At 39.3% G+C, this 12,534-nt stretch carries 10 protein-coding genes; 7 read left to right on the top strand and 3 right to left on the bottom strand.

What is annotated here, in order from left to right; translation table 11 throughout:
• Positions 1–545 precede the first annotated feature (545 nt).
• Together RM368_RS03120 and RM368_RS03115 are read left to right on the top strand one after the other, a co-directional pair.
• Complete coding sequence (locus RM368_RS03120; protein ID WP_322692694.1) at positions 546–2,120, top strand: adenosine deaminase; 1,575 nt, start codon at positions 546–548, stop codon at positions 2,118–2,120.
• Positions 2,121–2,852: 732 nt separating this feature from the next.
• Positions 2,853–3,752, top strand: coding sequence for a sulfurtransferase (locus tag RM368_RS03115; protein ID WP_322692693.1), 900 nt, complete (start codon positions 2,853–2,855; stop codon positions 3,750–3,752).
• Between the two features lie 170 nt (positions 3,753–3,922).
• Here the strand turns inward: RM368_RS03115 and RM368_RS03110 are convergent, their stop codons facing one another.
• Together RM368_RS03110 and hpf are read right to left on the bottom strand one after the other, a co-directional pair.
• On the bottom strand, positions 3,923–4,114 hold the full coding sequence (locus RM368_RS03110) for a hypothetical protein (RefSeq protein WP_292860261.1): 192 nt from the start codon (positions 4,112–4,114) through the stop codon (positions 3,923–3,925).
• A gap of 761 nt (positions 4,115–4,875) precedes the next feature.
• Positions 4,876–5,523, bottom strand: coding sequence for a ribosome hibernation-promoting factor, HPF/YfiA family (hpf, locus tag RM368_RS03105; RefSeq protein WP_322687893.1), 648 nt, complete (start codon positions 5,521–5,523; stop codon positions 4,876–4,878).
• A gap of 621 nt (positions 5,524–6,144) precedes the next feature.
• Here hpf and lipB point away from each other — a divergent pair.
• Positions 6,145–6,837 (top strand): lipoyl(octanoyl) transferase LipB, encoded by a 693-nt coding sequence (gene lipB / locus RM368_RS03100; RefSeq protein WP_322692692.1) that lies wholly within the window; start codon positions 6,145–6,147, stop codon positions 6,835–6,837.
• Between the two features lie 265 nt (positions 6,838–7,102).
• Positions 7,103–7,303 carry a hypothetical protein gene (locus RM368_RS03095; RefSeq protein ID WP_322670805.1) on the top strand — a complete coding sequence of 67 codons (201 nt, stop codon included), beginning with the start codon at positions 7,103–7,105 and terminating at the stop codon, positions 7,301–7,303.
• Positions 7,304–7,381: 78 nt separating this feature from the next.
• Here the strand turns inward: RM368_RS03095 and RM368_RS03090 are convergent, their stop codons facing one another.
• The gene (locus RM368_RS03090) at positions 7,382–8,137 is read right to left on the bottom strand and encodes an amino acid ABC transporter ATP-binding protein (RefSeq protein WP_322692691.1); all 756 of its coding nucleotides are present in this window, start codon (positions 8,135–8,137) and stop codon (positions 7,382–7,384) included.
• Positions 8,138–8,213: 76 nt separating this feature from the next.
• Here RM368_RS03090 and RM368_RS03085 point away from each other — a divergent pair, with 76 nt between their 5' ends.
• From RM368_RS03085 to RM368_RS03075, 3 genes are all read left to right on the top strand, one after another.
• Complete coding sequence (locus tag RM368_RS03085; protein WP_322692690.1) at positions 8,214–9,713, top strand: ABC transporter permease subunit; 1,500 nt, start codon at positions 8,214–8,216, stop codon at positions 9,711–9,713.
• 474 nt (positions 9,714–10,187) lie between these two features.
• A complete protein-coding gene (locus RM368_RS03080; RefSeq protein ID WP_322692689.1) occupies positions 10,188–11,711 on the top strand; it encodes a SulP family inorganic anion transporter in 1,524 nt (507 codons plus the stop codon).
• 150 nt (positions 11,712–11,861) lie between these two features.
• Entirely contained in the window at positions 11,862–12,497 is a 636-nt protein-coding gene (locus tag RM368_RS03075) for a restriction endonuclease subunit R (RefSeq protein ID WP_322692688.1), read from the top strand.
• Positions 12,498–12,534: the final 37 nt, after the last annotated feature.

Genomic DNA, 12,534 nt, shown 5'->3' with positions numbered 1-12,534 from the left:
TGAGTTATTTAGTTTACATTCATTTTCATCTAGAACTTATCAGTTAATACCATTATTAAGTCTGAATGAATCTCCAGATGCAATAGAGTTATTAAGGAATGCATCCCAGTTTTTATTTTGCACTGAGAGAATAACTTAGGACTTACGCAAAATATCTCTCAAACTCTGATTTCTCCGTGTCCTCTGCGCCTCTGCGGTTCGTTATTCCGTAAATCGTGCGTAAGTCCTATAACTATCATTGCGTACTCCTACAGAGAAGCAAGCTACGCGCCGCGTCTTGTAGAGAAGAGGAACTACGAACGTAAGTGCGTGTCGCAGACAAGCAATCGCATGGACTAGTTCTTAGTTGGAGATTTTGCGGCGGATTGTGCTGGCAATATTAATGTTAAAAAATGATAAGTTCAGATTGAACTAAATAAAATTAATTAATACGTATCTATCTTAGGTTATAGTTTATTTGGCTTATAAAGATTGATAGTTGATGGTTTTAAACAGCATGATAACTACACTCATACTGGCCATGTTTTACAAAAAAATAAATCTATATGCATAGACGAACGCCCTTATATTATTTATTTTTAGGAGTATTAACGAGTTCTAGCTGTTTTATCTTCAGTGTAGCAGCCCAAGTCCCATCTAATTCGCAGCAATCCTCGACTCGGAGTGAAGCTCAAGCTGCTAGTTGGTTTGAAGCCCATCGCGCCCAGTCAGGCGCTTTACGAGCATTTGTACAGCGAATGCCGAAGGGAGGAGATATCCACAGTCATCTCAGCGGGGCTGTGTACGCAGAACACTATCTGGAGTGGGCAGCTACCGATGGGTATTGTGTGAATCCAAAGGTAGGGGTTTTAGTTGAACCTAAAGCTTGCGGTCAGGACAGTAGTTATTTTCCAGCTTCAGAATTGTTAAACCGAACATCTATTTATGATTCTCTAATAAATCGTTGGTCTACTCGCAACCTCCAATTTGCTGGTAAATCCGGACACGACCAATTTTTTGAAGCTTTTAGTGGTTTTGGGACAATCTCAGACTCTATGAGCCGTCGGGATGATATGGTCGCGTCAGTAGCAAATCGGGCAGCTTCGCAGCATATTAATTATCTAGAGTTAATGCTTACCGTTCAGGGCAGTGAGGTTCGACAGCTAGGGCGTGAAGTTGGTTGGAATAAAGATTTGCAAGAGATGCACCGTCAATTGCTCAAACGAGGATTAACCAAGCTAGTGACACTGGGCAGCCAGGAATTTGCACAGTTGGAGGGCGAAGTCTCGAAAACACTCGGTTGCGGCACTCCATCAGCACAGCCTGGATGTGCAGTGACGGTGCGCTATTTGCAGCAAACGACAAGAACAAAGTCGCCTGTTGAAGTGTTTGCTCAGTTAGCTTATGCCTTTGCACTAGCTTCATCAGATTCGCGGGTAGTTGGCATCAATCTCGTCGCCCCAGAAGACAACCCGATTGCACTGCGCGACTACACCCTGCAAATGCAAATGCTGCAATTTTTCAAACGCCAATTTCCCGATGTCAAGGTCGCACTCCATGCAGGAGAGTTAACTCTGGGGTTGGTTCCGACAGAGGATTTACGTTTTCATATTCGGCAAGCTGTAGAAGTGGCACAGGCATCTCGCATCGGACATGGCGTGGATATTCTTTTTGAGGAGCGTCCTTTCCAGTTGATGGAGCAAATGCGGCGACTCGGCGTGTTGCTCGAAATCTGCCTGACGAGTAATCAGGTCATTTTGAATGTCCAGGGAGATGAGCATCCTTTTAGGGAGTATTGGAAGGCTGGAGTACCAATGACCCTTGCTTCAGATGATGAAGGCATTTCCCGGATTGATTTGAGTCATGAATATCTGTTAGCGGCAACGAGATATGGACTGGGATATAAAGACCTCAAGCGACTGGCTCGCAATAGCTTAGAATATAGTTTCGCTCCGGGAAATAGTCTCTGGAAGTCACCTGAGTTTAAGGCAATGGTTCCAGCTTGTGCAAGCGATACCCCTGGTGAAACGTCTGTTTCTCAAGGGTGCAATGCTTTTTTGCACAAGAACGATCGCGCGCGGATTCAATGGCAGCTAGAGTCGGAATTTGCTCGATTTGAGCCATTGCAGAACTGGCTTTGAGCGATTTTCACGAAAAATATAGAGCGACAAATTAGAAGTCAAGTTTTTCATACCTGCAAGCTTTACTGGAAACAATACCTTTGCCAAAATTTTTCTTGGTACAAATGAAGCTGAGTTTGCAATGCTAGTTAGCGATCGCTACCAATGTCACGGTTTAGAAACTGAACTACTTAGAAGATGTCTGAAAAGTTATTTTATATACATCTAAACCTTGGAGATCCCCCTAAATCCCCCTTAAAAAGGGGGACTTTAAGATTCTTATTCCCCCTTTTTTAAGGCAGGGCTGTTTCATTCCCTAAATAGCTTTAAAAATCAAGGGTTCTAGCGATTAAAGATTGATTGTTTTGTTACCAACGTGGCGAGAAAATGAACAATTTTACTGGTGTTCAAGTGCTTAAAAGTTCATCTGGTTCTCACTCTCACTTACAATTTTTATCGCTAACCATCTTGACAAATCCTGTTTGAAATGGAATGAATCAGCCCTACTTTTTTAAGGGGGGTTAGGGGGGATCAATAAATATTTGATACTTCTCAGACATCCTCTTAGAAGGTTGCTGCAAGTAGAGCGTGATGAACATTTAACGCTAATTAGTGCCGAAATTCTGACTGAAAATTCTGCAATGCAAGTTCTCTCGTAACATTCAACATTTATTCTTCTGTAATTTGCACTCCAAAATGCAAATCTACCAAGGGCGATAATGCCTAATGGTACAATAACAGAAGCATGAAAGCGTGAATAAAAAACTCCTCATTTCTCCTCAAGAAGTCACGTCACTGTTAGCAGAAAAATCATCCCAGACTGTGATTATCGATACGCGAAGTCAAGAAGATTATGATATTTCTCATATTTATCAAGCCATAAATATTAGAGATTTTTTCACCTATCTTTTAGAGAATTCCTCCCCAGCAGGATTAAAGGAATTGCAAGAGTATTTTGCAGAAATCATGAGCAAGGTAGGAATATCTGGTGCAGAACATTTAATTGTGTATGAAGATGCTTTAAATAAAGGTTATGGTCAATCTTGTCGAGCAGCTTTCTTACTGAAATATTTGGGTTGCGCTCAGGTATCTATTTTACATGGAGGATATAAAGCATGGCTCAAGGCAGGATTACCTACTACCGATGAAGTACCGAAGCGTGAAAGCAGCATATTTAGATTGCATCCCAATGCTGACATCATGGTAACTACCACAGAGATGTTGCAAGCAATTGAGAATCCAGCAATTATTAAATTAGATGTGCGCGATCGCAACGAATGGCTTGGGTTAAGTTCTTCTCCTTACCATCCTGATTTTTGTCCCCGCAAAGGTAGAATTCCTAACTCTATATGGTTAGAATGGCATCATCTGATGAATTCTGAATCAGAAATCCCTACGTTCCGATCGCCAGATGAAATCCGAGAAATTTGTCAGTCAGTAGGTATTACTTCAAAGTCAATTGTGTACATTTACTGCTTTAAGGGTTCAAGGGCTGCGAATACATTAATAGCCCTTGAAGAGGCAGGAATTTCTGCTAGAAATTATTTTGGCTCTTGGAATGAATGGTCTCGTGATTTTTCACTCCCAATTGATAGCAAAGTCAACCCCTTCGGGAAATTCAAAATTCAAAATTCAAAATTCAATAATTTTTGATCCCCACAAATTAATTTAGGGGCTTGAGTCAACTGACATAGTATTTTTTTGACTACGTATCTCGAAATACATTTTTTTGTTCTCCATAAATTTAGGGGCTTGTACCTTTTTCTTTCTGGTCATGCAATAAGGGTATAAACTTGACTCCTGAATTCTGAATTATTCTTCAATCAGACATCAACATTTATCTGTTCTATCTGTCTAGCAGCTTTATCCCAAAGCTTTGCTGAAGTTTCATCTTGCCAATGAGTTCTCAGATTTTCCGCTTTTTTGTGACAAATTCGTTCTAACATTTCTAATATTGCGGATAATGTCAGTTGATTAATTAATGATTCTAAAATCTCCATATATTCTTTTTGCATGATATTTACCTCCTTAATGTCATTCAATATATGCCAACAAAACCCATTTATTCTTAACCTGTACATTAAGATTCGTTGCAAAATGGTACTAATATTCTGTCAGTTTATATATGCAGTTTAACCTATTCTGAATAATCAATTCTGAAAATTTATTTTTAATAGATGAAAAAACTGTTTAATTGAAATATTTGCTCACAACTTTCTCAAATTTTGTATCTAACTTAAAAATAGGGTTGGATAAATAAAAAGTATGAGTTGTCATGTGATGGGCTATATTCCGATACAGTTCAGTTAAGCTTTTTTCTCTCCCCCTGCTTCACCTACCTCCCCTGCTCAAGAACAGCCTGTCTTAACAGATAAATTTGCTTAACCCAAGCGTATTGGGCTATATTCTACCGGAGGCGGAGCTTCTTTGGCTTTGCTCCTGACTCCTGAATGATGTTCGATAAAAAATTCCTTCGGTACTATGGATGCAAAGTGAAGCAGATGTGGCTATATTTTGCGCAGTACAACACAAAAGTCTGATGTCTACTTAGAAACTAGAGAAACTGTCAATCTTTACTATCTAGCTTGTGCAGACATCATCTAGAAAGTTATGGATAAGTTTGCTATTTTAAAGTGAAAATCTTTTCTAAATATCTGAAAACTTGGCAAAAGTTTGCGAAATGATCAAATGGACGTTGGAAGAGGCAGAGGTAGAGAGGGGAAAGACCTACTGCAATTTCTCCCCTGCTCACCTCATCTCCACTATTCTCCAGTGCCTATTTACTAGAATGTGACTTTTCCGGCATGACTATATTAGTATGGCTTGCCTTGCCATTTTTGCCGTTAGTATTCCCGTTACCATTACGGGGATGGATGACACCATAACCGCCGTGGTTACGTTCGTAAATTACATTAATCTCTCCAGTTTCAGAATTATGGAACATATAAAAGTCGTGTCCCACGAGTTGCAGTTGTTCTAGAGCTTCTGCAACAGTCATGGGCGGCATAGAAAAATATTTGGTGCGGACGACTTCGTTGGGCAATTCTGCGGTGCGATCGCCAATTAAATCTGTTACTATCGACTCTGGAATAACCACTTCTGTTGGTTGAGCATGAGTTTTGTGGTCTTGACGCCGTTCTTTATATTTCCGCAGTTGACGCGCAATTTTATCTGCAACTAAGTCAATGCTGGCATATAGGCTCTCGCTGCTTTCCTCGGCACGAATAACGCTACCATTAGCATAAATAGTTACTTCAGCCGCTTGTCTTGGATTAATTCGGGGATTCCGGGCGACGCTAAGATGCACATCTACTTCATTTGTAATGCTTTGAAAGTGACTAACTGCTTTTTCAATTTTTTGATGTACATACTCACGAATCGCATCGGTGATTTCAATATTTTTGCCGTGGATGACAAGCTTCATGTAATACTCTCCCGCTGAATATTTTAGATGTGTGAATTTGCTTTGTATGAAAAGAAATTGCGGTAAGGTTTATTACTCCCGCCAAAACAAATTGTGAACTATATTGTATCTACTGCTGTTAAGCTATCTCTCAGGTTGCTGCATCTGAGGAATTGTCAAGTATACCCTTGATTTACCTCCTCATCTCTGCGCTGATGTCTTATTGTATATCCAATTAGCACTCAAGAGTTGAGAAAATCTAATTGTAGCTCCTATGACTACCTTTTCCTTTAAAGGAATGCTTAACAGAACTGTTGATATTTGCTCCTTCTGTATTGGATTGAGGTTTGCTTGCTGTTGTTCAAGAATACAAGGTTCTGTGGAAGTTTGATTTTGTTTGAAATGCAAACAATGATATTAAAGTCATCAGCCAGTACATTCTTCCTTATTGTCTTGGCATAATGCTTATTGCAGAGAATTCCTCCTAAAACCTATTGAGGTTAATATTCAAGCTAGCACTTTGTTTTTTCTAATGCATCTTCCCTTGACTTTCCTTTAAAATCCTTTGCAAAGCTTGACAATTTTTGATTCTCATTAGGTAACTTGAAATATATTTAGTTCTTTATACGGTTGAATTTTGGGATGATCCATAGTAATAGATCGCAAAAAAACATTTGTTTGCTGTATAATCAAGGATTAATGCCTTACTTAGAAGCTCATGGATGGCAGCGATCGCTTCTAAGCGATCGCATTCATGACCCAAGTCTAGATGACGTGTTAATTTTGCTAGAACATCCACCTGTCTACACTCTGGGACAAGGAAGCAACTCAGACTTTCTCAAATTTGATATTGACAAAGGTGAATACGATGTGCATCGAGTTGAACGAGGCGGCGAGGTTACTTACCATTGTCCCGGTCAACTCGTGGGCTATCCAATTTTAAATCTGCAACGTTATCGTAAAGACCTCCATTGGTACTTGCGGCAAATCGAAGAAGTAATAATTCGCGTATTGGCAATTTATGGATTGCAAGGAGAAAGAATTCCGGCTTTTACTGGCGTTTGGTTGCAAGGGCGAAAAGTTGCGGCTATTGGTATTAAAGTCAGCCGTTGGATTACTATGCACGGCTTTGCGTTAAATGTTTGTCCAGACATGACAGGCTTTGAGCGCATTGTACCCTGCGGTATTTCTGACAAACCTGTAGGCAGTTTAGCCGAATGGATTCCAGGTATCACCTGCCAAGAAGTGCGTTTTTACATAGCACAATCTTTTGCGGAAGTCTTTGGCGTGGAATTAGTAGAATCTCAGCCTCAAGGGTTTTTCCTATCTGAGTAAATTCCGCTTGTAATATGTAATAAATACTATAGCAGTCCTATTTAAATTATGAGACACTTATAAGAGTAGTCCATATTTAATAGTATTAAAATAACTATTTAATACTCATTTAAAAAAAGAATGCGATCGATACAAACCTAAAAAGCCAGATTAAATCAGACTTTTTATATTTTGAATTGGTATAACTGCGATTGTCAAAGCTAGAATCTGATTATTTATAAACTTTTATACTAACTTTTTACGGCTGTTAAGCACAACTTTGCGCGTGAATTACTCAAATAATCTCCAGCTATATGCCCCATCGATAACATCTCTCAGAGAACGTGATTGGACAGCTTTGATAGAACTGTTTGATAGAGACGACGGTGATGAAATTGAAGCCGACATCAGCGGTAGTTTATTTTGGTTAATACCTGAACCTTGTTGGGAAGACGATCCCTTTGATTTTTTGCGTGAGTACCTTTAAAGAGTGATGAGTAATGAGTAATGAGTGATGAGTCCAAAAGAAGCTTTTAATTTATAACTCCTAACTCCTAACTCCTAACTATCTAACGTTGAGGCGACTTAGGAAAATACGTAGGCGATCGCTTTGGGGATTGGTCAGCACTTCATAGGCTGGGCCTTGTTCTGTGACAATACCTTTGTCTAAAAATATCACTTGATGGGCTACTTCTTTTGCAAATTGCATTTCATGGGTGACAACCACCATTGTCATGCCTTCTGTGGCTAATTGTTGCATCACTTGCAGAACTTCACCGACGAGTTCGGGATCTAGAGCGCTGGTGGGTTCGTCAAATAGCATGATTTGGGGATTCATACATAAACTACGAGCGATCGCTACTCGTTGCTTTTCTCCGCCAGAAAGTTGTTCGGGATAAGCAGAGGCTTTGTCAGATAAACCAACTTTTTCTAAATATAATCTCGCTAGTTGGGCGCTTTCTTTTGGTGTTTTACCCAGGACTTTACGCGGTGCGAGTGTCATATTTTCTAAGACGCTGAGATGGGGAAACAAGTTGAACTGTTGAAAAACCATGCCTACTTGTGTTCGTAGTTGCCGCAGTTGGCTATAGTTGACAGTGGGCCGGGATAAGTTAATTCCATTGATGATTAAACGCCCTTTGTCAATGGTTTCTAAGCGGTTGAAGCAACGTAGTAGGGTACTTTTACCACAGCCGGAGGAACCAATAACTGCCACAACTTCTCCTCGGTTGATTTCGCCGGTGATTCCTTTGAGGACTTTTAGGGAACCAAAGTTTTTTTCGATATTCTCAAAAATAATCGCAGGGATGGTATTATCCATTACTTGTGTCAAGCTGCTCTACAGTTGATTGTAATATTTTAAGAAACCGCAAAGGCACAGAAGGAGAGAAAATAATATGGCTAAAGTTGGTTTTATGCGTTGGCTGTATTTATGTGTCTTCGTAGGTTTTAGTTGTTTGTTACTGGCTGGCTGTGCTGTAAACTCTAGCGCGGGGAAAACTTTGCGGATTGCTACGGAACCGGCGTTTCCACCTTTTGAGTTTCAAGGAAAAGGTGGCGAGTTGCAGGGGTTTTCCATTGATTTGATGAATACAATTGCTTCTTCTGCTAACTTTAAAGTGAATTTTCAAAGTCTGCCTTTTGATGGCATTATCCCCGCTTTGCAAGCCAAAACCGTAGATGCCGCCATTAGTTCGATTACGATTACTGAGGAGAGGGCAAAAACGGTTTCTTTTTCTCGTCCTTATTTTAAGGCTGGGTTAGCGATCGCAATTCGTGCAGACAATCAAGATATTACTGGTTTTGACAGTCTCAAAAATAAAAAAATTGCAGTACAAATTGGCACAACCGGGGCTGCAAAGGCTAAGACTATTCCTGGGGTACAAATTCGCAGTTTTGATTCAGCACCCTTAGCCCTGCAAGAATTGCTCAACAGTAATGTAGATGCGGTAATTAATGATGCACCTGTAACTTTATATGCAATTAATACAGGCAATCTTCAGGGAATTAAAGTAGTACAGAAATTGCTGACGGAGGAGTTTTATGGAATTGCTACAGCTAAAAACTCGCCAAATCTAACATTGATAAATGATGGCTTGGATAAAGTGCTGAAAAATGGCACTTATTCCCAAATTTACCAGAAATGGTTTAAAGTTGAACCACCATCACTACCAGCTAAATCACCATTTGAAAATCAAACTAACGCTGGCGTATCTAAAATATTAACTTCAATTAGGGTGATATTGCAGGCTTTTCCAAGTCTATTGCAGGGTGCATTGGTAACGTTGCAATTGACAATACTTTCGGTAGTATTTGGTTTAATTGGCGGTTGCTTAATTGGTATTGTTCGCCTTTCTCATATTGCACCTGTGCGTTGGTTGGCGAGGGCGTATGTAGATTTTTTTCGAGGAACGCCTTTGCTGGTGCAAATTTTTATGATTTACTTTGGTTTACCAGCAATTTTACAAGAACTTGGTTGGACATTTTCTTTCGATCGTCTCAGTGCTGGGGTAATTGCCTTAAGTTTGAATAGCGCTGCATACATTGCCGAAGTTGTTCGTGCTGGAATTCAATCAATTGAACCAGGACAAGCAGAAGCAGCAAAATCATTAGGTTTGAGTTCTGTGCAAACTATGAGTTATGTAATTTTTCCCCAAGCTTTCCGGCGGATGATTCCACCTTTGGGTAATGAGTTTATTAGTTTGTTGAAAGATACTAGCTTAGTTTCTGTGATTGGGTTTGAAGAATTACTACGTAAAGGACAGCTAATTGTTGCTGATAACTATCGCGCTTTTGAAATTTACGCAGGTGTAGCAGTGGTTTATTTGTGTTTGACGTTACTTTCTTCCCAAGCATTTAGCCGATTAGAAGCTTGGATGAATCCCATCAAGCACTAAGAGACTTTCAAAAATAATTTCTCAAAATCCTGAGAATGATAATCAATATGCTTGGCAAGCTAATTTTTTGGGATAGGTAGCAGTTGGGGATTAAAATCCTTAAGAGAAAATTCAACTTAATAAAATGTGTTCTAATATACCTTTTTTCAAGATAATTCTAATCCATTGTTTAATTTAACTTAATACTTTGCTACAAATCCAATAAAAAAGTTATGTAACATCAATCAGATAACAGTATTGTTATCATGGACTTGTAATCATTAAGAAATGTAAATAGTAACTATAACCATAAGTCAATTTAACTTAATGATTTTGTGCTTGCTATTTCAGGGCTGAGTATGCCCGTACAATTTTGTTGCAATGAAAACTCAGTGAATAGGTTTGAACTATTCAATGCAAGTCTAGTTTCGGCTGCATTGTAACAGTTCACCTTGGCAGCCAAAAATTAAAAACTTTTCATAAGAGGAGAAGCAAATGAGAAATTTGAAAGCAATCATAGACAAATCCTCATTGACTAGTGAAGTACCGGCATCATTTGTGGTGTTTCTTGTCGCCCTTCCTCTTTGTATGGGTATTGCGATCGCTTCGGGACTTCCGCCATCTCGCGGCATAGTTACAGGAATAGTAGGCGGAATTATTGTTGGTGCGGTTTCCGGTTCTCCACTGCTAGTTAGTGGCCCAGCAGCAGGGCTGGCGGTGGTTGTTGCAGAAATAGTTCAACAATATGGCATTGAAATGGTTGGGCCAATTCTGCTCCTAGCAGGTTTAATCCAATTACTCGCAGGTATATTTAAACTTGGTCAGTTGTTTCGCGCCATGTCACCGGCTGTCATCTATGGAATGCTTGCAGGTATTGGGATATTAATCTTCGCTTCCCAATTTCATGTGATGTTAGACGACCAACCGCGGATACACGGCATTGAGAATTTAATTTCGATTCCCAACACGATTTACAACGCTTTCTTTTCTATTGATGGTAACGTTCATCACCTTGCAGCACTCATAGGTGTAACAACTATTATCAGTCTTCTGCTGTGGGAAAAATTTAAACCCAATAGTTTAAAGTTGATACCTGGCGCGCTTGTCGGCGTTGTCATTGCTACCATCATCACTACAGTGTGTAGATTACCGATTCAGTATGTTGATGTACCTGGAAATCTAGCACAAGCAATTCAATTACCAACACTTGCCAGCTTACCACGCTTAATTCAGGCACCAGTTTTGCTAGATGCGATCGCGATCGCATTTATTGCTAGTACAGAAAGTTTACTTTCAGCCGTAGCAGTAGATCGATTGCATACCGGGACAAGAACCGATTTCGATCGCGAATTAACAGCCCAAGGAATTGGCAACGTTATATGTGGGTTCTTGGGTGCTTTGCCGATGACAGGAGTGATCGCCCGCAGTTCTGTAAACGTAGAAGCTGGTGCTAAAACTAGATTATCAACGATGCTTCACGGTTTATGGCTGTTAATTTTAGTAATTGCAGCCCCAACCTTGCTCAAAATAATTCCCATCTCTAGTTTGGCAGCAATTCTAGTTGTTACTGGTTACAAACTAATCGAAGTAGAACATATTCGCCAGTTAAAAAAGTATGGACGTTTTCCTCTGGTAATATTTGCTGCCACTTTAATCGGGATTGTTGTTACTGACCTAATTACAGGTGTTTTAATTGGTATTCTGTTGACAGGAGTTTTACTAATTCACAAAATGTCTGTGCTGAATATCCAAGTTATTAAGCACGAAGATAATCAGCGAATAGACATTTATTTACAAGGTGCGGCAACATTTGTAAGGCTACCAAAATTGGCGAACATTTTAGAACTTGTGCCTCCAGGAAGTGAATTGTATGTTTATATGCAAGACTTGGCTTATATAGATCACTCTTGTCTAGACTTACTATCGGTGTGGGCAAAACAACAGGAAAAAATGGGAAGCACTTTAACTATGCAATGGGATCGTCTGATAGATCGTAATCGCAAACCATTTACTCTGTAGTAGTCAAGCTAGATTGAATTTGCTTCACGGTAGGGTATCACAGCTGTGCTACCCTACCAATTGTTTGTATTCTATGTAATCAGCCAGGGGTTAAAATAGGTTTTATATAGGGAATTTGGATTGAGTTGCACCTGAATTAACCAAAAATATATGACAATTCTCAACGCTCGTAACTTATCCTTAGAAGAAGTTCATCGTCTATTTGGTTTTCAAAGACAGTACAATGATTCATTTTCTAACTACTTATCTTTGGAACCTCTCACTGAAGCAGAACAGCAGGAACTAAAACAAATTCAGGATGACTTTGATAGATACCTAACAATAGGTAAAGTTTCTGAGGGTCAGGTAAAGTTTCTTGCAGTTGCACCTTTACTAAGATTAGCTGGTTTTTATCGCTATCCGATCGAGATTGTTTTGGAAGAGAATATTGCTGATATTGAAGTTGAAGATGAAGATATAAAAATTAAAGGAAGGTTTGATATTTTAGCTGTTAATAAAGCTAAAACTACAAAAACTCAAACATATTTTTGGGTACTGTTGATTGAATCTAAAAACTGTCAAGTTGATATATCAACAGGTTTGCCTCAGCTACTTACTTATGCTTATAAAAATTTAGATAATCAAAAATCAGTTTGGGGATTAACGACTAATGGTAGAAGTTATCAGTTTGTCTATATTGAACAAAGAAATCCCCCTATTTATTATCTGTTGCCAGAATTAAATTTAATGGAAAGAGAGCGTTCAAGTCAGTTGCTACAAGTTTTAAAAGCAATTTGTCAGCTTTAAAAGCATTGATGGAGTAGGATAAATCACGCTTTAAGCA

The organism is Nostoc sp. DedSLP03 (assembly GCF_034530815.1).
Lineage (GTDB): Bacteria > Cyanobacteriota > Cyanobacteriia > Cyanobacteriales > Nostocaceae > Nostoc.
Note: the sequence above shows the minus strand (reverse complement) of the source record. Positions and strands in the feature narration are given on the sequence as shown.